This window comes from Paenibacillus sp. cl123 (assembly GCF_900101595.1).
Classification (GTDB): Bacteria; Bacillota; Bacilli; order Paenibacillales; family NBRC-103111; genus Paenibacillus_G.
On record NZ_FMYY01000001.1, the window covers coordinates 600,457 to 626,117 of the forward strand.

The window sequence follows — 25,661 nt, forward strand, 5'->3', positions numbered from 1 at the left end:
GGGGGATGGGCGATGGACGTCAAGAAATGTTGGCCGATTCTGATCATAGCCGGTGTGCTGGCTGTATTTCCGCTGTCCGCGGTCACGACTGCGCGCAGCGTCCCGGCGACTGCCGGTGCATCGCCCAGCGTGCTTCTGATCTATGACAGCCTGGGGCGGGGCACGCCGAAGGAAGGCAATATGGAAGCGCTGCAGCGTCTTCTCGCCGCATTCGGAGCCGAGGTGACGGTCACGACCTTCGAACGTTATGCGCCTGGGACATTAAGCCGGTACGAGTATGCGGTAGCGGTACGAAACGCCCGTGATCTTCCAAGCTCGTATCCCGAGTTTGAGCACGACTTCACCTCATATGCTGGCCGGTATATGCATGTAGGGATGCATCTGCCGGAGCGGGTGGTCGAAGCGTTGGAGCTTAGAGAGGAGCAAGCGAGCGGCGGTTCGTTGACGCTGACGGTCGGGCAGCTCTCCGAGGCATCTATCCGGGTGGAAAACATCGGATGGATCAGGCAGGCGGCAGGAGAGTCTTACGGCAGCTGGAGCTCATCCGCAAGCGAACGGCCGGCGCCGTTCGGCGTAATGAACGGGGGGTACGCTTACATCCCCTATGTGGTCCCCGGCAACCTGACCGAGCTGGGAAGCTCGTATGTGCTGAAGGACTGGCTGTCTGTGCAAGGGCAAAGCCGATATTACGCCGCATTTCGCGAAATATATCCTTTCTCCGATCTGGATCGTTTGAAGCGGCTGTCGGACCGGCTGTACGAAGCGGGAATTCCGTTCATTGCCAGCGTCCAGCCTGTGCTCAGCAATCTCGACTATCCGGCGGTGCAAAGATATTTGGAGGCTCTGAAGCATATCCAGTCCAGGAACGGCAGCATCGTCGTCAATGCGCCTGTCGTCGCCTCGACGATCAGCCAGGATATTACGACGCTGAAGGATGAGCTGAGCGCGTTCGTGGACGCCTTGGCCGATTATGGCATCGCGCCGCTCGGGATCGGGGCCGAGATGTACTGGACTTACGACCGCCATTATAAGGAGAACGCGCTGTCCTCCTTCGACTCGATCCTGATGTTCCCCAACAAGCGGATTATGCACCGGGAGCGGACGGACACGTCTCAGCCCTTCGCTTCTTCCTTGTACACGCTGTCTCTCGAAGACTTGCAGAGCTTTCGGGTAAATGGGAAGGTGCCGGAGCCGCTGCCCATGGATACGGCGCTGCTGCTCGAGCTGCCGGGCAGCGAGAAGCAGATGGAGGAGACCGTGCAGGCGCTGCGCAGCGACTGGAGGGCGTTTGCCGACTACAAGACCGACGCCCATACGGTGCGTACGGCTGCGAACGAGATCCGCTCCAGAGGCGGACTGCTGCAGGTGAACGGCCGGACGCTGGCGCTTGGCAGCGCGGCCGCGAGCATTGAAGAGCAGCATACGTACATACAAGAGGGACCGAAGAGCTTCGCTTCCTTGTTCACGGTACAGAATAATATTTTCATCGTGCTGATCGCGCTCACACTCTTGATATTCGGCGGGTTCCTGATCCTCGGATACCGGCTGTACAAGCGCAAATATATGCATCAGGAGAAACGCCCATGACCGCCGCCGATATTCTGATGCTCGTATCCGTCATCTGCATCTGGTCCTTGCTGCTGGTCAATGTGGTGCTCATTATCGCCGGCTATCTGTATTATATCCAGGTGGAGAATCAGCCGGCTCCGGAGCTCCGGGGGGAAGCGCCCTTCGTATCGATTCTGGTGCCTGCGCATAACGAGGGGAAAGTGATTGTCAAGACGGTCGAGTCGCTGCTGGCGCTGCAGTATCCCCGGGACCGGTATGAAATTATCGTCATTAATGACAATTCGTCGGATAACAGCAGCAGCCTGCTGGGCAAACTCCAGCTAAAGCATCCGGAGCGCAACCTGATCGTGCTGAATACGGACGCCGTGACCGGAGGCAAAGGCAAATCCAATGCGCTGAATCTCGGCTTTGCCAAAAGCAAGGGCGAACTGATCGCCATCTACGATGCGGATAACACGCCGGAGAAAAAGGCGCTGCTGTACCTCGTATCGGAGATTGCTCAAGACCCGAAGCTGGGGGCCGTGATCGGCAAATTCCGGACGCGCAACCGGGATACGAACTTGCTCACGCGGTTCATCAATATCGAGACCTTGTCCTTCCAGTGGATGGCCCAGGCGGGCCGGTGGAAGCTGTTCAAGCTATGCACCATCCCCGGTACGAATTTTATCATGAGACGCGAGATAATCGAGCGGATCGGGGGCTGGGATGTGAAGGCGATCGCGGAGGATACCGAGATCAGCTTCCGCATTTATAGGATGGGTTACAGGATCAAGTTTCAGCCGAAAGCCGTCACCTGGGAACAGGAGCCTCAGACCGTCAAGGTCTGGTTCAAGCAGCGGACCCGCTGGGCCAAAGGAAACATCTATGTCATCGTGAAAAATCTGAAGCTGGTGGCGGACCCCGCGGCGAAGCTTATCCGTTTCGATATTTTGTATTTTCTGTCGATCTACTTCCTGCTGCTCACCTCGCTGATTATGTCCGATATGCTCCTGATCCTCAATGCGCTGGGGTATGTGACGACGACGATCGCGGGCTTCAGCTCCTTTCTGTGGCTGCTGGCGATCACGCTTTTTGTAGTGGGCACCTTCGTAACCCTGGTTACGGAGAAGGGAGAAATGCGCTTATCGAATTTATGGCTGATTCTGCTGATGTATATCTCGTATTGCCAGTTGTGGATGGTGGTGGCGGCTTACGGGCTGTATACTTATTTGAAAGACCTGGTGTTTCGAAGGGAAGCCAAGTGGTACAAAACCGAACGTTTTTGAGGCGGGTGAGGAGCTTATGAACAATCGAATGCTGATGATGGTGGGCGTCATCTGCGTTTGCCTGCTGCTGCCTTGGCCGATTCCTGCCTGGGCGGAGGAAGGAGGGGCAGCCGGCAGCAGCTACGGTACGCCGCTCGGAGAAGCTTCGGTGCAGGGGAGATACGGCGCAAGTCAGCAGTATTTCCGGATCGAGGACTATTGGAAGGTGGAGAAGGTCGATATTGTTCTCGACTACAAAGCTTCTCCGCTCACTCAAAGCGAGCTGTCCAGCATGACGCTGCTGCTAAACGGCACCCCTTTCCATTCCTTTCGCCCTGCCGCCGGCAACGGGGACAAGCAGCAGGTGAGAACAGCCGCGCCGGTTCCGCTGCTGACTGCGGGCGTCAACACATTGACGATTCAAAGCAATCTGGAAACGTCCGATCCGAAGCTGAATCTGCAATTGGCCTGCTTGCCGACAGACAGCCGGGACAGCTGGTTTCAGGTGCTTGGAAGCTCTGAAGTGACCGTGAGCTACAGCCAGGAGGCCATGAAAAACAGCATCCGCGACTTTAACCGGCATTTTACCGGGATTGATACGGTCAGCAAGGGGCAAAATGCCGTGGCCGTCCCGGCATCAGCCGAAGCGGAGGAGCTGGAAGCGGCCGTCTATGCATTGTCCGGGTTTGCGAAGCGCAATGAATTAAAGGAACGGATGATTCCGCTCGTCGAATACGGAGCGGACCAACTGAAGGACAAACGGGCCGTGGTGCTCGTTTCCTTGTTCGATCGTTTGCCTGCTGAGCTGAAGGCACAGCTGGAGACGGACGCGCTGCAGGAGAAGGCGCTGCTCCAACTGGTGAATATGAACGCCCAGCCTACGCTGGTCGTGACCTCGCGCAATGCGGAGCTCCTGATTCAGGCAGGGCGGCTTGCTGCCAATCAGATGCTGCTCGATCAGATTGAGGCGGGCTCCAAAGTCGTGGATGCCGCAACAGCGGTGCAGACGCCTGCCGTCAGCATCAGCCGCAACATCAGCCTGACCGAGACCGGAGACAAGCTTACGGGTCCGCAGCACCGCGAGAAGTCTTATTTTATTTCACTGCCGGGGAATCGGTCTATTGCGGACGCCAGCAAGCTCAGCTTGGACTTCCGCTACGCGAAAAATCTGGATATGAGCCGTTCCATGGTGACGGTATATGCGGATAAAACGCCGATCGGCAGCAAGCGGTTGTCCTCCGAGCTGGCGGATGGGGATCATCTCACGCTGCCGGTTCCGAAAAACCTGCAAATATCGGGCAACTTCACGATAACGGTCGCCTTCGAGCTGGAGCTGGACGGCTATACGGGATGTATGGAGAATCAGGATCAGATGCCATGGGCGTTCATCGATAAACAATCCTTGCTGCAGCTCAATACGAAGGACAGGGCCGAGCTGCTGCTGAACAACTACCCGTATCCGTTTCTCCGGGACGGGAGCTACAACCAGGTGGCCGTCGTCCTGCCGGACAAGCGCGATCCTTATTTATATGCATCGTTAACGAATTTGTTCAACCTGCTCGGCCAATACGCTCAGACCAATACGGGGGAGGTACGGTTTTTCCCGGGGAACGTGAGCGCGGCAGAGCTGAAGGGACGGCAGATCATCGCCATCGGCGGCTACATGGACAACCAGGTGATCCGCGACAGCAATGACAAGCTGTATTTCCGCTACGACACGGCCGGAGGAGGATTTGTATCCAATGAAAAGCTGAGCATCGAAGCGGAATACGGTAAGCGGATCGGCGCGCTGCAGCTGATCGAATCTCCTTACGATCCGGGCAACGGGCTGCTGGCGGTAACGGGGGCCGGACCGCAGTACGCCTACTTGGCCTCCAAGCTGGTGGCTGCGGAAGCCATGCTCTGGAAAGTATACGGCGACGGCGTGGTGGCGGATGCGGACGGGAAGGTGCAGGCATTCCGCTTCAAGAAGCTGGCGGAGCCCGAAGCCCCCTCGGTCGTCGGCGAAGTGCTGGGACGCAAGGATGTGCTGAGCTTTACGGTAGCTTCGCTGCTGGTGGCTCTGCTGGTGCTGGTCTCATTGATCATGATGCTGCGCAAGCATACCACGAAGAAGTCAAGCCGCGGACGGAGGCGGGGACGATGAGAAGGCTGCAGAGCGGTACGATATCGGACGGCGCGTTTTTGCTGCTGTTTATCGCTTGCTTTATCAGCATCGTATTTACTGCGGCCGATCCGAATCTGTATGTCCAGAATATCATTTTCTTGAATCTGGCTTTCCTGATCGCGGTGATTACCTATTTTACGACCGTGACGACAGGCTTGATCCTGAACGTCGTATTCGTATTCGGCTACGGTACCTTCACCTTGTTCCAGACCGTGGTGGCGGGAGGGGTCGTCGGGACGCAAAATTACTTCTGGCTGATCATGACTCCGGTGTTCACGATCGCGACCTGGCTGTTCACGCTTGCCAGCAAGGAGCTGCAGCGGGAGAACGAGCAGCTGCGCAAGGTGAATGACTCCTTGGCCACGATGGACGAGAAAACCAGCTTGAAAAACAGTCTCTCCTTCCAGAACGATGCGACCGTATTCATGGCTTTGTCGGTACGTTATAAGATGCCGCTCACTCTGCTGGTGCTTAGCGTGAAATATTGGGATGAGATCAGACGCATGATCGGCGAGGAGAAGCTGATGGAGGCCGTGCATGATTTATCCAAGCTCAGCCAGACCAGCATCCGGACCAATGATTCCCTGTATTTGCTGAACCGGGACAACCCGACCTGGGGTATGCTTCTGTTCACCGACCGGGATGGAGCCAGCTTCGTCATCGACCGGCTGAAAAATAAAGTGGACGTGTTGAACGATACGGAGTATGCACAGAAATACAAGGTCGAGCTGGTTCTGAAAATCGGAGCCCTGGAGTATGACCAGGAGACGATTCCCACGCCGCTGGAGTTTATCGCGCAGGCTAAGAAGCAACTGGAATATGATGTGTGAGCGGGAGGAACTGGCCATGCAGCCCGTGAAGGCAGCCGGTCCGGCCATGCAGCCGGGCTGTCAGGAACGGCCGCGGCCCGGCCTGAATAGGATGGTCCCATAGAGGAGGGACGCCTATGTCGGCCATTGTCCAAATTGCCGCAGTCGGAGATATTCTAATCCCCGAGTCCATCATCCGTTCGTCGCGCCGCGGAGCATCGGAGTACAGCTTTGCCCCGGTCTTCCGCTACGTCGCTCCGCTGCTGCGGCAAGCGGATCTGACGATTGGAAATTTGGAAGTGCCGCTTGTTGACGCTGGCGGCCACGAACGTTTTACTTACCGTCACCCGAAAACGGGCTTCTACTCCTTTCACGCGCCTGGGCAGCTCGCCCGGGATCTGCAGGAAGCGGGCTTCGATGTGCTCGTTACCGGGAACAATCACTGCCTGGACCGGGGAACGGAGGGTCTCATCCAGACCCTGGATACGCTCGATCACGCGGGCATCGCCCATACGGGCACCTTCCGGACCAAGGCCGAAGCGGGCAAGCCGCTGCTGATGGAGGTGCAGGGCATACGCATCGCGGTGCTGTCCTACTCCAAGAGCACGAATAAGCTTCCGCTGCCTGCAGACCGGGCCTGGATGGTTAATCTGCTGGATGAGGAGCAGATGCTGCGGGAGCTGGCGGAGGCCCGTCAGCAAGCGGATTATACGATCGTCTGCCCGCATTTCGGGCGAGAATATACGCATGTGCCGGTCGCGGTGCAGAGGCGTCTGGTCAGGAAGCTGCTTCAGGGCGGGGCCGATCTGGTGCTGGGCTCGCATCCGCATGTCGTGCAGCCGGTAGTCCGGACGCCGGGCGGGCAAGCCGCTGCTTACTCACTGGGCAATTTCGTCTCCACGACGCTGATGGGGCATGCGGCGACAAGGCACGGGCTGATGCTGCTCGCCACCATCAAGAAGGATGACAGCGGGGTCCGGCTGCAGCGGATCGACTACGTGCCGACCTGGGTCCGCCGTATCCGGTCTGCCGGACGGATTTCCTATCAGGTGCTGCCCGTTCCGGAAATCGCCGTTTCCAGCCATTTGCTGCCCGCGAAGCTGAAGGCAGGAGAGAGAAGAGCTATGCGGCTCGCCGCCAAGCGAACGCTGGAGATCGTGCGGCGTCCTGTCCAATCATGACTCCATTGCCTTGCTTGATATACCTATAGGGGGTATGTTATATTGGATATATAACCTACAAGGAGGTTTTTCCTGTGGATACCCCTACGAACAGCAACGAAACCTGCACAGCGGAAGCGGCAGGATGCGCACATGAAGATGCAAGGAAAAGCCATCATTCGAATAAAACGAAGGCAACGCTTACGGCGCGCCTGAACCGTATCGAGGGACAGATTCGCGGTGTCAAAGGCATGATCGAGAAGGATGTTTATTGCGATGATGTATTGAACCAGATCTCCGCCATTCAATCGGCTCTCAATGGCGTAGGCAAACTGCTCCTGGAGGGACATATGAAATCCTGTGTCATCGACCGCATCCAGTCCGGAGATCATGAAGTGATCGACGAGCTGCTGGTGACGGTCAACAAGCTGATGAAATAACAGGCAGCCAAGCCGGATAAGAGAGGGAGTCGACTGTGAAAATTGGCTTGGTCGTTTTGACGTATGCCGCCATGTTAGGAGCGGCATACGTTTATAAGGGGGAGCTCCTTGGCTGGCTGGAGAGGGATGGCGGCGGCGCGGAAATCCCCCTTATGCTGCTGTTGTCCCTCTTGTTCGCTTTGGTGCCGGTCATTCCCTTCGGGGTGATCGGAGGCGTTCTGGGCGCCAAATACGGCATTCTCGTCGGCAGCCTGCTGAATGTGGCAGGCTCTTCGCTTGCCGCTGTCATAATGCTGCTGACGGTACGCTATTTATTCAGCCAGCAGGGAAGGCGATACTTGGCCCGCTTCCGCAGGGTGGAGGCGTTCACGGAGCTGTATGAGCGCCGCCCCTTCCTCAGCGTGCTCGCCGCGCGGCTGATTCCGGTCATGCCTGCCCCGGCTGTCAACGTATACTCCGCTCTGACCCGCATCTCCTTGCCGGCATTCGCTGCGGCTACTCTTCTGGGGAAAATACCCGTCATGCTGGTTTTTGCCGTGGTCGGCGACACGGTTCTGTCCGATCCGGCGCTGACGGCAAAGGCCCTGCTCATCTATGCGGCATTTCTGGCCGCTGTATTCATCGGGTACAAGCTTCTGCTGAAACAATCGGCTTCGCGTCCGGCCTCCAGGGAGGCGGCGGGTGCGCGGGAGCTCGAATAAACGTCCGTCCACTTCCGCTTGCTTTCTTGATAGTGGCTGCTTATTGCGCGCGGCAAGTTAATTAGAAATCGAAAGCTAATTGCACCGGACGCTGTTCGGTGCTGTTGGCGTTGCAGGCGGCTGGATTCTCGCGGCTCGACTGCTCCCCGGGCTGGTACCGGTAGGAGGCGAGGCCATGCTGGCGTAGCAGTGCATCCAGTCTGGCCGCCAGCTCGGCGCGGAACGGCTTCGGAACGGAAGGGCCGGCGGCATACAAGCTGGCGTACCGCCCGACAAGCGAAGGATAATGCTGGCGGAGGGATGAGAAAAACCAGGACTTCACGGCAGCCGAATTCAGCCGCAGCGCCGAACCCATCACGAAGGAAGCTCCCGCATCGGCAACCGCCTGAACGAGCGGACCGAGCTGTTCGTCGCTGTCGGTTATAAACGGCAGGATCGGGGCGAGGAACACCCCCGCTTCGATGCCTTGCCCGCGCAGCGCTTCAACCGTGCTGAGCCGCTGCGCCGGAGCCGGAGACATCGGCTCGAAGCTGCGCCAAATGGAGGGGCTCAGCGTGTTCAGGCTGATATGAACCGTACACGCCGGCAGCCGCTTCAGCAGCTCCGCGTCCTGAAGAATAAGCGGAGAGCGGGTCGTGATGCTCACCGGAATCCGGTAAGCTGCGAGCACCTCCAGGCATTGGCGGGTGATGCGCTCCTTGGCCTCGACCTGCTGATACGGGTCGGTGGCCGTACCGAGCGCGACCTGGCCGATTCGCTCGCGGCCGTTTTTCGCCTTCAGCATGCGCTGGAGCTGGGCCTCCAGAGCCTCTGCGGCGTTATGCTTGACGAGGATGCGGCGCTGGAACGTATCGTCCGTGTCCAGCCCCAGAAATGTATGAGTTGATCTCGCATAGCAGAAACTACATCCATGCTGGCATCCCCGGTAAGGGTTAATCGACCAGTCGAACGGCATGGAGGGACTTTTCACCGCATTCAGCACTTGCTTGGCGCGGATCGGTTCATAGGTTGTTGGCGTGGACATACCGGACACCTCGATTGGTCATAAATTTAAGAACAAATGTTCTTATTTTATCTTACATGACCTTCGAGAATTTAGCAACCGAACGATCAAGCCGCCGCGGCTGGACCGGACTCTCCGTTCCACGATAAACAAGCAAAGGAGCTGCTGGCATGGCCAGAAGAAGAAACAGGCATCCTCTCGTTCCCGGAGCCGGTCAAGCGCTTGATGCTTTTAAAGCTGACGTTATGCGGCGCGCCGGCTATACTTCGGCAGCCGGTCAGCCGGAGCAGGTCAAATATGAAGTTGCCAGCTCCCTCGGCATCCCGCTTCAACCCCGAGGCAACGGCGCATTATCGACCGAGCAGGCCGGAAAAATCGGCGGCCGGATCGGCGGCACGATGGTCCGCGAGATGATCCGGATGGCGCAGGAACAGCTGTCGCGACAGCCGCGTCCGTAGTCGGCACGAGAGCAAGGCCAGCGGCTGTCGCCCGGCTTGCTCTCGTACGGCGACTGCTCGCGCAGCGGCCGAAACTTCCGGCAGGCAAAAATATTCGGCAAGCAGCCGCAGGCCTTGGTTTGCGGTTTTTTGGCGTTTCAAAAGGGGAGCTTCCTTTACATAACTAAAGCAGCAGGCGTATTTTCAAGCGAATAGCGCGGATGACCATGCAGGAAGGAAAAGGGTGTGCGCAGCGGCGAGCAGAGCACTATTTGCGGGGGTGTGGCGAATTTGCGTCGAGTGATTTAGCTCACAGTGAAAGTTGTCGCGGGGGGTTACAATAAGGATAATTCCAAATCAAGGAGGACCCCCGCATGCAACAATCTACGGTTGAAATATTCGAGCAGAGCGCCCGGCCGACTCAATTCATGGAGGCCATCGAGAGGTTGAAGGAAGAACATAACGAACTTCGCGCGCGGCTATCGGACATTCGTGGCCAGGGCGAGCGAGTAAGCAGGCTGCGGTCAAGTCGCGAGGCTGAAGTCAAGCTCAAGGAGCTGCGCGACTCGGTTGGTCTGCTGATGGAGTCGCTGGACGCGCATGCAAGCTGGGAGGAGCGGGAGCTGTTCCCTATGCTGACCCGGTATTTCAACAAGATGCAGGGCCCTTCGATTATGCCTTCCATCTGGGTGATGGAGAAGGATCATGAGCTCGCTCACATGTTTGTTCAGTCTTTCTATGAAGCGGTGGATGGTTGTGTCGAAGAAAGTGAAAACATTCACGTGAAAACGGCCGCTTCGCATCTGATTCAAGCTTGCATGATCTTATCCGAGCATCTGAATCTGGAGGAAGAGGTCGTCTACCCGATGGCGGATCAGATTTTGACGGATATCGACAGCTTGTTCTCATAAACAGCTTGCCCGGTTCAGGCATCCCGCCTGTCCGGATCTATTCTGACAAGGAGGAGAATCCAGTGACTCAGCATAAAGCCATTAATTGCAATAACTGCGGCAAGGTCCAGGGCCATGGCGAATACGGCAGCGAGTGGATCTGCGAGGACTGCCGCGTCTCGCCGGCGACCGAGGAGAAGCGCGCGGAGCAGGCCGACTGAAGGCGCTCGCCGGCTGAAGGGGTCTGCTTTCCGTCCCGGCGTCGCGCCTGAGCTGCCCTAAGGCAGGACGGCGAAATCAGAGCGCTCCGGCTTCGCCTAGAGCAAGTCAAACCGTCTATATAGGAGGAGAAAACCATGGCTGTGAAGGAAACGAAAGTACAGGCGCAACAGGTATCGGCACAAGAGGAAGTCAATCGATTGGTGACTCAAGCTCAGCAGGCCCAGCAAGCTTATATGCTGCTCGATCAGGAGCAGGTCGACCGGATCGTCCAGCAGATGGCGCTGGCCGGTCTTGACCGTCATATGGAGCTGGCGAAGCTGGCGTTCGAGGAAACGGGCCGAGGCGTGTATGAGGATAAGATCACGAAAAACATCTTCGCCACCGAGTACATCTATCACAGCATCAAATCCGCCAAGACGGTCGGTACGATCGAGGTAAACCGGTATGAGAACTACCGGCTTGTCGCAGAGCCGGTCGGCATCATCGCAGGCGTCACGCCCGTTACGAACCCGACGTCTACGACGATGTTCAAATCGCTGATCGCGGCCAAAACCCGCAACCCGATTATTTTCGCCTTCCATCCGTCGGCACAGAAGTCGAGCGTCGCGGCGGCTTGGACTCTCCGCGATGCGGCCGTATTGGCAGGCGCTCCCGCTTCGTGCATTCAGTGGATCGAGCATCCTTCGGTGGAGGCGACGCAGCTGCTCATGAATCACCCGGATGTGGCGCTCGTGCTGGCGACGGGCGGCTCCTCCATGGTCAAGTCGGCATACAGCACCGGCAAGCCTGCGCTTGGCGTAGGTCCGGGGAACGTGCCCTGCTTTATCGAGAAGACGGCGGATCTGCAGCAGGCGGTCACCGACCTTATCTTGTCCAAAACCTTCGATAACGGAATGATCTGCGCATCGGAGCAGGCGGTCATTCTCGAAGAGCCGATCTACGAGCGCGCCAAAAAGCTGATGACGGAATACGGCTGCTACTTTCTGAACAAGGAGGAAACGGAGGCGGTCTCCAAGCTGGTCATCAATCCGGAGAAATGCGCGGTCAATGCCGTCATTGTCGGACAGCCGGCGCATACGATCGCCAAAATGGCGGGACTCAGCGTGCCGGAGCAGACGAAAATTTTGGTCGCCGAGCTGGAGGGCGTAGGCGAAGCCTATCCGCTCTCAGCCGAGAAGCTCAGCCCTGTGCTGGCCTGCTATAAGGTGCCGAATGCCGAGCAGGGCATCGCGCGTGCGGCAGAGGTCGTCGCCTTCGGCGGGATGGGCCATTCCTCGGTCATCCATTCGAAGAACGATGAGGTGGTGCATGCATTTGCTTCCAGGCTGCAGACGGGCCGCGTCATCGTGAACTCGCCTTCGACGCATGGGGCGATCGGCGATATTTACAATACGAACCTGCCTTCGCTGACGCTTGGCTGCGGCTCTTACGGACATAATTCCACGACGGCGAACGTGACGGCGGTCAATCTTCTGAATCTGAAGCGGGTCGCTGAGCGAACGGTTAATATGCAGTGGTTCAAGATGCCGCCGAAAGTTTATTTCGAGAAGGGAGCGACGCAATATCTGGAGAAAATGCCCGACATTTCGCGCGTCATGATCGTGACGGACCCGATGATGGTCAAGCTGGGCTATGTCGAGCGGGTCGAATATTACCTGCGCAAGCGCCGGACGCCGGTTCATATCGAGGTGTTCAGCGATGTGGAGCCCGATCCGTCCGTCGATACGGTCGACCGCGGGACGGCGCAGATGAGATCGTTCCAGCCGGACTGCATCATCGCGCTCGGAGGCGGCTCGCCGATGGACGCGGCGAAGGCCATGTGGCTGTTCTACGAATATCCGGATACCGACTTCCAGGCGCTGAAGCAGAAGTTCATGGATATCCGCAAGCGTGTCTACAAATATCCGCGTCTGGGCCAGAAGGCGAAATTCGTGGCGATCCCGACGACCTCGGGGACAGGCTCGGAGGTAACGAGCTTTGCCGTTATCACGGATAAGAATAAAGGGAATACGAAATATCCGCTCGCCGATTACGAGCTGACGCCGGATGTGGCGATCATCGATCCGGAATACGTCTACACACTGCCGAAGACGGCTGTCGCCGATACCGGCATGGACGTATTGACTCATGCGATCGAGGCTTATGTATCGGTGATGGCCAATGACTATACCGACGGTTTGGCGATGAAAGCGATCCAGCTCGTATTCCAATACCTGGAGGAATCGTACCGGACCGGAGACCCCGTAGCGAGGGAGAAGATGCATAATGCTTCCACCATCGCAGGCATGGCCTTCGCCAATGCGTTCCTGGGCATCAATCATAGTCTGGCGCATAAATGGGGCGGTCAATACCATACGGCGCATGGCCGGACCAACGCCATCCTGATGCCGCATGTCATCCGGTACAACGCCCAGAAGCCGACCAAGTTCGCTTCATTCCCGAAATACGATCACTTTATCGCGGATCTCCGCTATGCCGAGATCGCTCGTGTGCTCGGTCTGCCGGCGCGCACGACGGAGGAGGGCGTGAACAGCCTGATCGACGCCATCCGCAAGCTGAACAAGGCGCTGGGCATTCCCGAAAGCTTCCGGGCGCTCGGCTTCGATGCCGCGGACTTCGAAGCGCGGGTCAACTACCTCGCCGACCGTGCGTTCGAGGATCAATGTACGACGGCGAATCCGCGAATGCCGCTGGTCAAAGAGCTGGCCGACGTGTACCGCAATGCCTTTTACGGTAAATTTTAACAGAACCAGGCAGGAGGGTTTTACCATGGCAAATGGACAAACAGCCGTTACGACGGACGGTAAGGCCGGGACGGCCGAATGGCGCGGCTTCAAGGCAGGCAAGTGGCAGTCACGCATCGATGTGAAGGACTTTCTGGACCGCAATCTGACGCCGTATACCGGGAATGAATCGTTTCTCGCCGGGCCTACGGAAGCTACGGAAAAGCTGTGGCAGCATATTATGGAACTGACGCGCAAGGAACGGGAGAACGGAGGGGTGCTCGACGTCGACGTCGGCACCGTCTCCACGATCGTCTCGCACGGCCCCGGTTATATCGAGAAGGAGCTGGAGCAGATCGTCGGTCTCCAGACCGACGAGCCGTTCAAGCGGTCCGTACAACCGTTCGGCGGCATCCGCATGGTGGTGGATGCGTGCAAGGCGTATGGCTTCGAGGTGCCGGAGGAGCTCGTCAAGCTGTTCACCGATATCCGCAAAACGCATAACCAGGGCGTATTCGACGCTTATACGACGGAGATGAAGCTGGCGCGCAAGGCAGGCATCATCACGGGGCTGCCGGATGCTTACGGCCGCGGCCGGATTATCGGCGACTATCGCCGCGTGGCGCTGTACGGCGTGGACCGGCTGATCGAGGACAAGAAGGCCGACCTGGTACAGCTCGAAGTCGATGCGATGACCGAGGAGGTCATCCGCGACCGGGAGGAGCTGTCCGAGCAGCTCCGCAGCTTGGCCGAGCTGAAGGCCATGGCTTTGTCCTACGGCTACAATATCGCCGCTCCGGCGAGCAGCGCGAAGGAAGCGATCCAGTGGGTGTATTTCGCTTATTTGGCCGCGATCAAGGAGCAGAACGGAGCGGCGATGAGTCTGGGCCGCGTCTCGAGCTTCCTGGATGTTTACATCGAGCGCGATCTGCGCGAAGGCGCGCTGACCGAGCAGCAGGCGCAGGAGCTTATCGACCATTTTGTCATGAAGCTGCGTATCGTGAAGTTTCTGCGCACGCCGGACTACAATGAACTGTTCAGCGGCGACCCGACCTGGGTGACGGAGTCCATCGGCGGTATGGCGCTGAACGGGACGACGCGGGTGACGAAATCGTCGTTCCGCTTCCTGCATACCTTGTACAACCTAGGGCCGGCTCCCGAGCCTAACCTGACGGTGCTCTGGTCGACCAAGCTGCCGGACGGCTTCAAGAAATACTGCGCCAAGGTATCCATCGAGACCAGCTCGATTCAATACGAGTCCGACGATCTGATGCTGCCGCAATACGGCGATGATTACGGAATCGCCTGCTGCGTATCCGCGATGCGGATCGGCAAGCAGATGCAGTTTTTCGGAGCGCGGGCCAACCTGGCCAAGGCGCTGCTCTATGCGATCAACGGAGGCGTGGACGAGAAGCTGGGCGTTCAGGTCGGTCCGCAGACGCTGCCGGTCGAAGGGGATACGCTTAGCTATGATGAGGTGTACGCCAAGTTCGATCAAGTGATGGAATGGCTCGCAAGACTGTATATGAACACCTTGAACGTCATCCATTTCATGCATGACAAATACAGCTATGAGCGCATCGAAATGGCGCTGCACGACCGCGAGATTTTGCGGACGATGGCTTGCGGCATCGCGGGTCTATCCGTCGTCGCCGATTCGCTGAGCGCGATCCGCTACGCCAAGGTCCGCCCGATTCGCAATGAGAAGGGGATCGCCGTCGATTTCGAGATTGAAGGCGATTATCCGAAGTACGGCAACAATGACGACCGCGTCGACCAGATCGCCGTAGGACTCGCCGAGACGTTCATGAACAAGCTGCGGAAGCACCGGACTTATCGGAACGCGCTGCCGACCATGTCGGTGCTGACAATAACTTCGAATGTCGTGTACGGCAAGAAGACGGGCACGACGCCTGACGGCCGCAAAGCGGGCGAGCCGTTTGCGCCGGGGGCGAACCCGATGCACGGACGCGATACGAAGGGCGCGCTTGCTTCGTTGAACTCGGTGGCCAAGCTGCCGTATGAAGATTGCCTGGACGGCATCTCGAACACCTTCTCGATCATTCCGAGGGCGCTGGGACGCGAAGAAGATGTGCGGGCGCAAAACCTGGTGGCGATGCTGGACGGATACGCGGAGAGCGGCGGCCATCATCTGAACGTCAACGTGTTCAACCGCGAGCAGTTGCTTGACGCGATGGAGCATCCGGAGCAATACCCTCAGCTGACCGTCCGCGTGTCGGGGTATGCCGTCAACTTCATCAAGCTGACCCGGGAGCAGCAGCTTGATGTCGTGAACCGGACTTTCCACGGAACGATCGGATGAACGGGCGGATTCACTCCCTCGATACGTTCGGAACCGTAGACGGTCCCGGTATCCGGTTCGTGCTTTTCATGCAGGGCTGCGCCCTGCAGTGCGCATTTTGCCACAACCCGGATACCTGGGACAACAGCGGCGGCCGCGTGACGGATGTCGACGCGGTCCTCAAGGAGATCGAGTCGTTCCTGCCTTATTACCGCAGCTCCGGCGGCGGACTTACCGTCACTGGCGGTGAACCGACCTTGCAGGCTCCCTTTGTCGCCGAGCTGTTCCGCGAAGTGAAGCGCCGCTGGAATCTGCACACGGCGCTCGATTCATCCGGCTTCTGCGAGCCTGAGCATGCCGAGGCGCTGCTGGCTCAGACCGATCTGGTGCTGCTCGACCTGAAGCAGATCGACGGCAGCAAGCATCAGGAGTTGACGAGCCAGCCCAATGACCGGGTACTGCGCTTCGCCCGCCGGCTGTCCGAGATTAAGAAGCCGATGTGGATTCGCCACGTTCTCATCCCGGGCATTACCGATGAGGCGCGCGATCTGATGGAGCTGGGTCGGTTCATCGGGACACTGAGCAGCGTGGAGAAGGTCGAGGTGCTTCCGTATCACCGGATGGGTGTATACAAGTGGCATCAGCTCGGCAGGAAATACCCGCTGGAGCATGTGCGAACGCCGGAGGAACGGGAGGTGGCGCGGGCTCGCCAGCTGATCGATCAAGGCCGCGCGGAGAGCGAGTCCCGGCTTAGCCCGCAGCCTGGCAGGTAAGAGGCTGGGCAGCGCTCGCTCCCGTACAGTGCGCGTGGCTGTATGCCGACGTGCCGCTGTGCCGGCAGACAGCCCGATATGACAAAACCCCGCCCGTGGGGACGGCGGGGTCTTTTGCTGCATTCACTTGTTCGGATGCTGGGCATCATATTCGTCCGAATATTCGGCAAGCGACTTGATCTTGCCATGAGGGTGCGGGGACTGCTTGCGGATTTTCCACTCGTTTTCCTGACGGCGTTTGGATTGGCTCATCGGGGTTCACGTCCCTTCTCGGATATAGATTGCAGATCGGATACAAGATAATGCTCCTATAGCTTGCGTGGGAGCGGCCCCTCTTATGACAGCGGCAAGCCCGGGGCGGCTGGCATATTCAGGAACACTTCAGGCTGCTCCGCCGACGGTTGCAATCTGCGGGCCTTTCCAGTAAAGTGGACTCCAGATCAATCGCCTGTTTCGCCGTACAGGAAGGAACAGTGGGAAGAAGACGGAGGCCGGATGTGAGAAATTTTTTATGGACGGGTTGTTTATCCTATTTACTGATCGGTCTGGCGCATGTGATTGTCGGCGCGGTTCTGCCTGAGCTGCTGGCTCATTACGGCAAAGACTACAGTGCGGGAGGCCAGCTCGTTTCTTTGCAATTTTTCGGATTTCTTATTGGTGTACTTGCTGGCCCTTGGCTATCGGCCAAGCTGGGCAAGCGGGGGGCGCTGATGCTCTGCCTGTTTTGTCTGGCCGCCGCCGAGCTGGTATTTTTTACGCTCCCGGCCTGGTCGATCGTGCTGCTGACGGCTCCGTTCGCCGGCTTTGGCTTCGGGATGGTGGAGACGATTATCGGCGGCGTAATCATCGGCTATTTGGAAGAGCCGAAAAAAACGTCTTCCATGGCGCGTCTTGAAGTGTTTTTCGGAGTCGGAGCACTGGTTATGCCGCTGATCGTGGCCGCATTCATCGCCGGCGGGTGGTGGAGGGGCGCCTTTCTGACGCTTGCTCTGATGTCAGCTGCCGTATTGGCGTTGTGGATGCTGCTGCCTATGGGCAAAATGGTTGAAGTAATGAGCAAGGCTGCCTCAGCCCAGGTGAAAGAGGCGGTGTCCGTTCAGGCGGCTAAGGCTCCCCGGACGGGTCGCTCCTTGATGTGGCTGGCTTTGTTTATCGCCATGTTTACCTTATACGTCGGAGCGGAGATGAGCATTGCCAATTTCCTGCCTTCCATTCTGCTGGAAAATGCAGGCGTCAGGCCGGAGCTGGGCGCCTTGTCCGTCACCTGCTTCTGGGGCGCTATGGCAGTGGGCCGGCTGTTCGCCGCCCAACTGGCCGGGCGGTGGGGGCATGCGCGTTATATGATCATCAGCTGTGCCGGCGGCACGCTGGCCTTGCTGGCATTTGCTTCGATAGAAGGCATCGGGGCAAGCTTCGCTATCATTCTGCTGCTGGGCCTTTTGATGTCGGGGATGTTTGCCGTAGCTCTTGTCTTCGCCAACTCGTTTTTTCCAGGCAAAGAAGAGCGTGTCACCAGTATTCTTATAGCTTCGGGCGGCATAGGCGGCGCGTTGATCCCTCTCTTGACCGGCTGGTGCATGGACCATCTGTCGTTGAAGGTTACTTTGGGCGTGCTGGTGTCGTTCTACGCGCTGCTGCTGGTTCTCGTGCTGGCCGCATCGAGGCTGCGCCGGCATTCCGTGCCGGGACACTCGGGACAGGCCCATTACTGATGCCGGTCCCGAGGACGGATTGGGCGGACGGAGTCCTGGCTTGGCTAGCTAGTCTCGCCCCAGATCCAGATGCAGTTCTTGTAATGTGTATGAATGGTTCCATAGATGCTCCATGTCGTATTGCACTGTATCTGCGGAGACAAAGTCCAGAAGCAGAATCATAAAGGCCAGCGTTATGGAGGCGAACAAGAAAAGCCACATGAACAGCTCGATCCATTCGGCGTTCATCGCAACCCGCTCCTTTCTTCCTGGGCTACTAGTATGCTATGAACGCATCGCTAGAAAGATGACAGGCGAGAGGGAAAACAGGCGGCTTGGGTAAAGGAGCAGGGTCAACCTGAAGGCCGCATCGCACGCGAGTCGGCCTGGGGAGAGGGCTGGGGGAGCTGACCAGTCGGTTGCGGTGCAGCTCGCGGACTCCGGCAGGCCTCACGGGAAGATAGCGAGGACCGCGAGTTGCCCGGCCCGGCCTACCTCACGAAGCGACGATCGACATCATCGAGCGCTCACGGACTCAGGAGGGCCTCACGGAGAGCTCGCGAGGACCGGAAATCGCCAGGCTTTAGCCCGGAGGAGCTTCGCTGCTCCTGACGATGCGTACATATTCCCGCGGCTGAAATGAAAGCGGCTGCTGTGCCGAGGAGGCCCGATTGGCGGTGAGGCGCGGGGCAGACGGATCATCCGATGAAGAGGAGGCTTTCCCCGATCTCCAGCGATCCGACTGTACATAGGAATTCAGCAGCCCTCCTCCGAGGAGCAGCAGGCTGAACAGAACGAGACAGACAAGCGATTTGTACAACGGCACGCGGTATCACTCCTTGTACTAGAGTCATTCCCTGCGAGCGGACATTTCATTCGTTCTATCTCTCTGTTCCAGCACCGGGTATGACGAAGAATGTTACCCATGTCAGCTGAGATCGCTACTAAGTCATGCGGACGGCTGTTTTGTACTGGTGATAAGCTTTGACAATCCTGCGGCGGCGCGATATACTTATTCAGTCGCACTAGTCTCTTGACGCCTCTGGCGCGCCTAGTCGCACTCTGACAACAAAATACGCAAGTTAACGGAGGAGCCTGCCAAACGCGGGCTCTTTTTGCGTTTTTTTGGAAAAGATAGTGCAAGAACCGACTTATAGAGAGGGTGAACCCGTTGTCTTTGCTGCATCTTGCTATTATGCTTCCATTTTTGTATGCGGCGATCAGTCCGGTTTTGCTGAGGCCGCTGCGCCGCGTCCATGCCGGCTGGCTCGTCCTGCCTGTGCCCGCGCTGCTCTTCGCTTATTTCTTGACCGAGCTTCCGCTGATCAGCGGCGGGGGAGCCAGAGAGCATGCGGTTCCATGGATTCCTTCGATCGGGATACAATTCACCGTATACTTGGATGGCCTCAGCCTGCTGTTCGCTCTGCTGATCTGCGGGATCGGATCGCTGGTCGTGCTGTATTCGATCTTTTATCTGGATAAAGAGAGAGAGCCTCTGCACACCTTTTATCTGTACCTGCTGTTGTTTATGGGGGCGATGCTGGGGGTAGTGCTCTCGGACAATATGATCGTGCTGTACGGGTTCTGGGAGCTGACAAGTCTCTCCTCCTTCCTGCTGATCGCCTTCTGGCATTATCGGGAGAGATCCCGGTACGGTGCGCTGAAGTCGATGCTGATCACCGTGCTTGGCGGACTGGCGATGCTGGCCGGGTTCGTCATGCTGTATGTCATGAGCGGAACATTCAGCATAAGGGAAATTGTCCATAACGCCGATCAGCTGGCGGCTCACAATTTGTTTCTTCCGGCACTGGCGCTGATCCTGCTGGGAGCCTTCACCAAGTCGGCCCAATTTCCGTTTCACATCTGGCTGCCGGATGCGATGGAAGCTCCGACTCCGGTAAGCGCCTACCTGCATTCGGCTACGATGGTCAAGGCGGGCTTGTACCTGGTGGCCCGGCTCAGCCCGGTATTCGAGGGCCAGCCGCTCTGGTTCTGGGCCGTCTCGCTGACCGGACTGCTGACGCTGGTCTACGGATCTTTCCGGGCGCTGAAGCAAACCGATCTGAAGGCGATGCTGGCTTACTCCACGATCAGCCAGCTCGGACTTATTATGAGCCTGCTGGGTCTCGGCTCGGCCTCGGCTTTCTTCACGGGAGCGCCGGCTTCCTTGCTGTATGCCAAAGCCACGATGGCCGCGCTTTTCCATCTTATGAATCATGCAGTGTTCAAAGGAGCCTTGTTCATGGTCGTCGGCATCGTGGACCATGAGACGGGCACCCGCGATATCCGCAAGCTCGGCGGGCTTCTGACCGTCATGCCCGTCACCTTCTCGGCGGCGGTTATCGGAGCTTGCTCCATGGCCGGTTTGCCGCCTTTCGGGGGCTTTCTGTCGAAGGAGATGTTTTTTACGGCGATGCTGCAAATCTCGCAGCTGGATGTCCTGAACATAGGAGCATTAACCGTTCTGTTTCCCGTTGTCGCATGGCTGGCAAGCATTCTGACCTTCGGTTACAGCATGATCCTGCTGCTGCGAACCTTCACCGGCCGGTATAAGCCGGAGCAGCTGGCGAAGGCCCCGCACGAGGCTCCGCTCGGGATGCTGATTTCTCCCGTCGTGCTTGCCTCGCTCGCCGTTGTATTCGGGTTATTCCCCAATCTGCTGTCCCAAACCTTGATCGGGCCGGGGATGGCTGCGATTCATCCGGGGCTGCTGCTGCCGGGGGACAGGTTCGCCGTGTCGATCCAGATGTGGCACGGGTGGACGACGGAGCTGTATATGACGATCGGCGTCGTGATTATCGGCAGCATCGTCTACAAGCTCCATCCCCGCTTCGGGATGCTGAACAGCCCGCTGTTTCGCAAGCCTTCCCTGAACCTGGCTTATGATCAGGGACTGAAGCTGCTGCATCGGGGCTCACGGCGTCTGACCGGCACCTACATGACCGGTTCGGTCCGGCATTATGCGATTTATGTATTCCTGTTTTTAATTCTTTCGCTGAGCTGGTCGCTGCTTCGCTCAGGCGCCTTGTCGTTTGACATGTCGGGCTTCGCGCCGGTTTCGGTATACGAAGCGCTGATCAATGGGGCGCTGATCGTATCGGTTCTGGCGGTCCCTTTCGCGCGAACGCGGCTGACGGCTATTATATGGACGGGAACGGCCGGCTATATGGTAACGTTGTTCTTCGTTATCTTCCGCGCGCCTGACCTGGCTCTGACGCAGATGATTGTCGAGACCGTCTCTGTGGCGCTGTTCCTGCTCTGCTTCTACCATCTGCCGAAGCTGAAAAAAGAAGTCGTCAAGCTTCCGTTCAAGCTGACCAATGCGCTGATCTCAGTGGGCGTGGGCGTACTCGTGACGCTTATTGCCTTGAGCGCAAGCGGCAGCAGGCCGTTCGCGTCCATCTCGGATTATTTCCTGAAGTCGAGTTACGAGCTGGCGGGGGGCAAAAACGTCGTAAACGTCATTCTTGTAGACTTCCGGGGCTTCGATACGATGCTGGAGATTGTCGTGCTGGGCATCGCTTCCTACGGGATCTATGCATTGATCCGGCTGAAGCCTGCTGAGGAGGAAGAGCCGCTGTCCGCCGCCGTCCGGCAGACTTCTATTACGCTGCCCCAGGTACGGAAGGCGGAGCCCAAACCGGACGACAGCCGTCCCGCGGCGCAGCATCCGCGCAGCAATGACGTCATCTTGAGAACGATCTCCAGAGTGGCTGTTTTCATCATTTTGACCTTCTCGCTCTATTTGTTCTTCGCAGGTCATAATCAGCCGGGAGGCGGGTTTATCGGAGCGCTGATGACGGCCGCCGCGCTCATTTTGCTCGCCATCAGCCATGGCGCTGCGGCGATCCGCAGCATCATCCCTCTCGATTTCCGTCGGATGACGGCCATCGGCCTGCTGATCGCCGTGCTGACCGGAGCAGGCTCCTTCTTGTTCCGGGAGCCGTTCCTGACGCATGCTTTCGGGTATTTCGAGCTGCCGCTGCTCGGCAAAACGGAGCTGGCCACGGCCGTGCTGTTCGATCTCGGCGTCTACCTGACCGTCATAGGGATTACGATGACCATTATCTTCACCATCGGGAGTGATAAAGACTAATGGAGCTCTACATGTCCATATCCATCGGAGTGCTGTTTACGGTCGGGGTATACCTGATTCTCTCCAGAAGCCTGCTCCGCATCATCTTGGGAACCTCCCTGCTGACCCATGGCGTCCACCTGCTGCTGCTGACGATGTCCCGCCTGAAGACAGGAGCGCCTCCGCTCCTGGGAGAGCAGGCGCAGGCATACGTCGACCCGCTGCCGCAGGCGTTAATTTTAACCTCCATCGTCATCAGCTTCGGCGTTACGTCCTTTTTCTTCGTGCTGGCTTATAAGGCGTACCAGCGGCTGGGGACGGACGATATGGAGCAGTTAAGGGGGCGGGAGGATGAATAATCTGCTGGTGCTTCCGCTGCTGATTCCTCTGGGGACGGCTATTTTGCTCTTATTCCTGAACCGACGTGTCTCCGCTCAGCGCTGGGTGAGCATGACCGGCCTGCTCGGGACCGCCGCGTCCTCCTGCCTGATCGTGTCCCAAGTGCACAGCCAAGGGATTCAAGTGCTGCGCATGGGCGGCTGGCTTCCTCCGTACGGCATCGTGTTTGTCGCCGATATGCTCGGCGCGCTGCTTGTGCTTACGACCTCTGTCGTAGGAGCCGCCTGCTTATGGTATGCGTTCGGCACGATCGGGAGCGAGCGGGAGAAGCATTATTTTTACCCGCTCACCCAATTCCTGCTGGCGGGCATCAACGGTTCCTTTCTCACCGGCGACCTGTTTAATCTGTTCGTCTGCTTCGAGGTGCTGCTGATCGCTTCTTACGCCCTGATCGTGCTGGGAGGAACGAGAAGACAGCTGCGCGAGACGTTGAAATACATGCTGATCAATATATTGTCCTCCACATTGTTTGTAGCGGCTGTGGCCTATCTGTACGGAGTCGTAGGCACGCTGAACATGGCGGATCTGTCTCATAAGGTGGCGGAGGTAGGCCAATACGGGATTCTTCAGGTGATCGCGGTATTGTTCCTGATCGTATTCTCCTTAAAATCGGGATTGTTCCTGTTCTTCTGGCTGCCCGGCTCGTACGCCGCCCCTCCGCCGGCTGTAGCCGCTTTATTCGCCGCACTTCTGACGAAGGTCGGCGTCTATGCGCTGCTTCGTACCTCCACGCTGCTGTTTGTGGCGGAGCCGGTCGCCATCCAGGGCTGGATTCATGGCCTGGCAGCCGTCACTATGGTTCTGGGCTCCCTGGGGGCGGTCGCTTATCGGGATATCCGGCTTATTCTGAACTACAATGTAGTCGTCAGCGTGGGGTTCATAGCGCTGGGGCTTGCCGTCTCTTCGCGGGAAGCGCTGGACGGGGCGGTATTTTACTTGATTCACGACATGGTGGCGAAGGCGCTGCTCTTTATATTGGGCGGCTGGATTGCCGGGACGGCAGGGACTTATGACATTAAGGAGATGGGCGGACTGATGAAGCGGTATCCGCTGCAGGGCTGGCTGTTCTTCGCGGCTGTGCTCGCTATCGCAGGCATCCCGCCGTTCAGCGGCTTCGCCGGCAAGCTTCTGCTGATCCAGGGCGGTCTGCGCGAAGGATATTACGGCCTCACAGCCGTTGCGCTTGCCAGCAGTTTAATCGTGCTCTATTCCCTGATCCGGGTATTTATGCATGCGTTCTGGGGAGAAAGAAAGCCTCTGCCGCCGATGCCGAATACTCGGCCGGTGAGCCGTATGACTGTGGTGCTGCCGGCAGCCGGACTTGGACTTCTTGTCATAGGGATGGGGCTCGGTTCGGAGTTTGTATACCGGCTGGTCGCCGAAGCAGGTCAGACGCTGGCAGATTCTGCAGCTTATATCGATGCCGTATTACGGAAGGAGTAGCTGAGATGGCCTTGCAACTATTGCTGAATCTGATGATCGCCGCCGTCTGGATGTTTCTCCAGAATGAATGGTCCGCCGCGCAGTTCATAGTCGGCTTTCTTGTCGGAGCCGGCTGCATCGGCTTGCTTCGCCGGTTCTGGCCTCATGATTTTTACCTGAGAAGGCTGTGGGCGGTCTTAAAGCTGCTTGCGCTGTTCGCCAAGGAGCTGATCGCCTCAAGCATCGCCGTCAGCCTGCAGCTGCTGCGTCCGAAGCTTGCCATCCGGCCGGGAATTTTCGCCTATAAGACGGAGCTCAAATCCGACTGGGAGATCACTGTGCTTTCCTGCCTCATCTGTCTGACACCGGGCACGCTGACTTTGGACGTCTCTCCGGACGGCCAAACCTTGTATATTCATGCGCTGGATATCGAAGATTCGGAGCAGCTGTCCGGGCAAATTAAAGAAACGTTCGAACAAGCCATCATGGAGGTGACCCGGTCATGATTTCTTATTTTATTATCCTGGCGCTGGGTATTCTGGCGCTCTCGATTCTGGGCTGTATGTACCGGCTGCTCAAAGGCCCAACGATTCCCGATCGCATTATCGCCCTCGATACAATCGGGGTCATGCTGCTCGCTATGATGACGCTGCTTTGCGTTTTGTTCAGGACGACCGCTTATTTTGACATCGTGCTGCTGATCGGCATTTTAACCTTTATCGGGACTACGGCATTCGCCCGTTATATCGAGAGGGGGGACATTCTTGAATAAGGAATGGCTTGAACTGGCGGGAGAGGTGCTGATCGGTACTCTGATCGTGGCTGGAGCGTTGATCAGCGCTCTCAGCGCATGGGGATTAATCCGGCTGCCCGACGTTTATACAAGATCGCATGCCGCGGCCAAAAGCGCAACTCTTGGCGTTCTGCTCGTACTGGCCGGCGCTTTCTTCTACTTCATGCTGGTGCTGGAGCATGTCAGCGCCAAGCTGCTGCTTGGCATCGTCTTCGTCTTCCTGACGTCGCCGGTGGCCGGCCATTTAACCGGCAGAGCCGCTTACCGCTCGGGCGTCCCGCTTTGGAAGCGGAGCGTGCAGGATGATCTTAATCCTTCGGCCAAGCGGGAGAAATCAGGCGGCTCCTGAGGGCCGGGGAGAGGAGGGCGGAGGCATGCAGGAAAGCCGACTTATCGCTGAGCATCCGTATTACAAGGCGGTCAGAACGATATCTTCAACTTGCCAGACGACAGAGAGGGAGCTTCGCGTGCTGCGCCTGTTTGCGACGAGGATTACGACCCGCTTCCGTGAATTCCCGCTCGGGCATGTGTATGATATGTCCTATCGCCGATTGGGAGGCGAAGAGGGGATTTTGTACCTCCATACCCGGCAGGGGGTATATCCGTTCAACGTGAGCGCCGATCCCGGCGCGTTTATCGCCGCCTTCAAGCGGCTGCGGAGCGAGCGGGGGAGTGAGTAAACAAGGCAAGGGCTCTCGTATTAACTAATTCAACTCTTTTATTTGAACATATGGTATAAATAGTTTTAATATTTATTTTTGATGGTGTCGATCCGAGAATTTATCTGGTTAGAATTAGGATCGATTAGTGGAGCAGGTAGAAGAGGCGTTAAACGAGAATT

Annotated in this window: 25 protein-coding genes; 21 read left to right on the forward strand and 4 right to left on the reverse strand. The window is 57.8% G+C overall.

Annotated elements, in window-relative coordinates; translation table 11 throughout:
* The first annotated feature begins 12 nt into the window (after positions 1–12).
* The 7 genes from BLR08_RS02585 (at position 13) to BLR08_RS02615 (ending at position 8,090) form a co-directional block, all read left to right on the forward strand.
* Positions 13–1,587 (forward strand): hypothetical protein, encoded by a 1,575-nt coding sequence (locus BLR08_RS02585; protein ID WP_072328070.1) that lies wholly within the window; start codon positions 13–15, stop codon positions 1,585–1,587.
* On the forward strand, positions 1,584–2,834 hold the full coding sequence (locus tag BLR08_RS02590; protein WP_072328072.1) for a glycosyltransferase family 2 protein: 1,251 nt from the start codon (positions 1,584–1,586) through the stop codon (positions 2,832–2,834). Before BLR08_RS02585 ends, BLR08_RS02590 begins: the two co-directional genes overlap by 4 nt.
* A gap of 16 nt (positions 2,835–2,850) precedes the next feature.
* Positions 2,851–4,959, forward strand: a complete 2,109-nt coding sequence (locus tag BLR08_RS02595; protein WP_072328074.1) for a cellulose biosynthesis cyclic di-GMP-binding regulatory protein BcsB — start codon at positions 2,851–2,853, stop codon at positions 4,957–4,959.
* Positions 4,956–5,810 (forward strand): diguanylate cyclase domain-containing protein, encoded by an 855-nt coding sequence (locus BLR08_RS02600; RefSeq protein ID WP_072328076.1) that lies wholly within the window; start codon positions 4,956–4,958, stop codon positions 5,808–5,810. Before BLR08_RS02595 ends, BLR08_RS02600 begins: the two co-directional genes overlap by 4 nt.
* Positions 5,811–5,926: 116 nt before the next feature.
* Positions 5,927–6,970 carry a CapA family protein gene (locus BLR08_RS02605; RefSeq protein WP_072328078.1) on the forward strand — a complete coding sequence of 348 codons (1,044 nt, stop codon included), beginning with the start codon at positions 5,927–5,929 and terminating at the stop codon, positions 6,968–6,970.
* A gap of 74 nt (positions 6,971–7,044) precedes the next feature.
* The gene (locus tag BLR08_RS02610) at positions 7,045–7,389 is read left to right on the forward strand and encodes a metal-sensitive transcriptional regulator (RefSeq protein WP_072328080.1); all 345 of its coding nucleotides are present in this window, start codon (positions 7,045–7,047) and stop codon (positions 7,387–7,389) included.
* 35 nt (positions 7,390–7,424) lie between these two features.
* On the forward strand, positions 7,425–8,090 hold the full coding sequence (locus tag BLR08_RS02615) for a TVP38/TMEM64 family protein (RefSeq protein ID WP_083536689.1): 666 nt from the start codon (positions 7,425–7,427) through the stop codon (positions 8,088–8,090).
* 61 nt (positions 8,091–8,151) lie between these two features.
* Here the strand turns inward: BLR08_RS02615 and BLR08_RS02620 are convergent, their stop codons facing one another.
* Complete coding sequence (locus BLR08_RS02620; protein ID WP_072328082.1) at positions 8,152–9,114, reverse strand: SPL family radical SAM protein; 963 nt, start codon at positions 9,112–9,114, stop codon at positions 8,152–8,154.
* Positions 9,115–9,263: 149 nt separating this feature from the next.
* Between BLR08_RS02620 and BLR08_RS02625 the strand changes: the two genes are divergently transcribed.
* From BLR08_RS02625 to pflA, 6 genes are all read left to right on the forward strand, one after another.
* Positions 9,264–9,551 (forward strand): alpha/beta-type small acid-soluble spore protein, encoded by a 288-nt coding sequence (locus tag BLR08_RS02625; RefSeq protein WP_072328084.1) that lies wholly within the window; start codon positions 9,264–9,266, stop codon positions 9,549–9,551.
* Positions 9,552–9,904: 353 nt separating this feature from the next.
* Complete coding sequence (locus BLR08_RS02630; RefSeq protein WP_072328086.1) at positions 9,905–10,441, forward strand: hemerythrin domain-containing protein; 537 nt, start codon at positions 9,905–9,907, stop codon at positions 10,439–10,441.
* A gap of 62 nt (positions 10,442–10,503) precedes the next feature.
* Positions 10,504–10,641: a hypothetical protein gene (locus BLR08_RS30960; protein ID WP_176835396.1), complete on the forward strand. Its 138-nt coding sequence runs from the start codon at positions 10,504–10,506 to the stop codon at positions 10,639–10,641.
* 135 nt (positions 10,642–10,776) lie between these two features.
* Positions 10,777–13,386 carry a bifunctional acetaldehyde-CoA/alcohol dehydrogenase gene (gene adhE / locus BLR08_RS02635; protein ID WP_072328087.1) on the forward strand — a complete coding sequence of 870 codons (2,610 nt, stop codon included), beginning with the start codon at positions 10,777–10,779 and terminating at the stop codon, positions 13,384–13,386.
* Positions 13,387–13,411: 25 nt separating this feature from the next.
* Complete coding sequence (gene pflB, locus BLR08_RS02640; RefSeq protein WP_072328088.1) at positions 13,412–15,688, forward strand: formate C-acetyltransferase; 2,277 nt, start codon at positions 13,412–13,414, stop codon at positions 15,686–15,688.
* Complete coding sequence (pflA, locus tag BLR08_RS02645) at positions 15,685–16,440, forward strand: pyruvate formate-lyase-activating protein (RefSeq protein WP_072328089.1); 756 nt, start codon at positions 15,685–15,687, stop codon at positions 16,438–16,440. The genes pflB and pflA overlap by 4 nt, the downstream gene beginning before the upstream one ends.
* 123 nt (positions 16,441–16,563) lie before the next feature.
* Here the strand turns inward: pflA and BLR08_RS31560 are convergent, their stop codons facing one another.
* The gene (locus tag BLR08_RS31560; RefSeq protein ID WP_256257389.1) at positions 16,564–16,692 is read right to left on the reverse strand and encodes a DUF6254 family protein; all 129 of its coding nucleotides are present in this window, start codon (positions 16,690–16,692) and stop codon (positions 16,564–16,566) included.
* 245 nt (positions 16,693–16,937) lie between these two features.
* Between BLR08_RS31560 and BLR08_RS02650 the strand changes: the two genes are divergently transcribed.
* Positions 16,938–18,152, forward strand: a complete 1,215-nt coding sequence (locus BLR08_RS02650) for an MFS transporter (RefSeq protein WP_072328090.1) — start codon at positions 16,938–16,940, stop codon at positions 18,150–18,152.
* 48 nt (positions 18,153–18,200) lie between these two features.
* Here the strand turns inward: BLR08_RS02650 and BLR08_RS02655 are convergent, their stop codons facing one another.
* Both BLR08_RS02655 and BLR08_RS02660 read right to left on the reverse strand, forming a co-directional pair.
* Positions 18,201–18,380, reverse strand: coding sequence for a hypothetical protein (locus tag BLR08_RS02655; protein ID WP_072328091.1), 180 nt, complete (start codon positions 18,378–18,380; stop codon positions 18,201–18,203).
* Between the two features lie 334 nt (positions 18,381–18,714).
* A complete protein-coding gene (locus BLR08_RS02660; protein ID WP_072328092.1) occupies positions 18,715–18,957 on the reverse strand; it encodes a hypothetical protein in 243 nt (80 codons plus the stop codon).
* Positions 18,958–19,302: 345 nt separating this feature from the next.
* Here BLR08_RS02660 and BLR08_RS02665 point away from each other — a divergent pair, with 345 nt between their 5' ends.
* From BLR08_RS02665 to BLR08_RS02695, 7 genes are read left to right on the forward strand one after another with little or no spacing between them, the layout of a single operon-like run.
* Positions 19,303–22,227, forward strand: a complete 2,925-nt coding sequence (locus BLR08_RS02665; RefSeq protein WP_072328093.1) for a Na+/H+ antiporter subunit A — start codon at positions 19,303–19,305, stop codon at positions 22,225–22,227.
* Positions 22,227–22,565 carry a Na(+)/H(+) antiporter subunit C gene (locus BLR08_RS02670; RefSeq protein ID WP_072328094.1) on the forward strand — a complete coding sequence of 113 codons (339 nt, stop codon included), beginning with the start codon at positions 22,227–22,229 and terminating at the stop codon, positions 22,563–22,565. Before BLR08_RS02665 ends, BLR08_RS02670 begins: the two co-directional genes overlap by 1 nt.
* Positions 22,558–24,048, forward strand: coding sequence for a Na+/H+ antiporter subunit D (locus BLR08_RS02675; RefSeq protein WP_072328095.1), 1,491 nt, complete (start codon positions 22,558–22,560; stop codon positions 24,046–24,048). Before BLR08_RS02670 ends, BLR08_RS02675 begins: the two co-directional genes overlap by 8 nt.
* 5 nt (positions 24,049–24,053) lie before the next feature.
* On the forward strand, positions 24,054–24,533 hold the full coding sequence (locus BLR08_RS02680) for a Na+/H+ antiporter subunit E (RefSeq protein ID WP_072328096.1): 480 nt from the start codon (positions 24,054–24,056) through the stop codon (positions 24,531–24,533).
* Positions 24,530–24,799, forward strand: a complete 270-nt coding sequence (locus BLR08_RS02685; protein ID WP_072328097.1) for a Na(+)/H(+) antiporter subunit F1 — start codon at positions 24,530–24,532, stop codon at positions 24,797–24,799. The genes BLR08_RS02680 and BLR08_RS02685 overlap by 4 nt, the downstream gene beginning before the upstream one ends.
* Entirely contained in the window at positions 24,792–25,169 is a 378-nt protein-coding gene (mnhG, locus tag BLR08_RS02690; RefSeq protein WP_072328098.1) for a monovalent cation/H(+) antiporter subunit G, read from the forward strand. The genes BLR08_RS02685 and mnhG overlap by 8 nt, the downstream gene beginning before the upstream one ends.
* 25 nt (positions 25,170–25,194) lie before the next feature.
* Complete coding sequence (locus BLR08_RS02695) at positions 25,195–25,500, forward strand: hypothetical protein (RefSeq protein ID WP_072328099.1); 306 nt, start codon at positions 25,195–25,197, stop codon at positions 25,498–25,500.
* Positions 25,501–25,661: the final 161 nt, after the last annotated feature.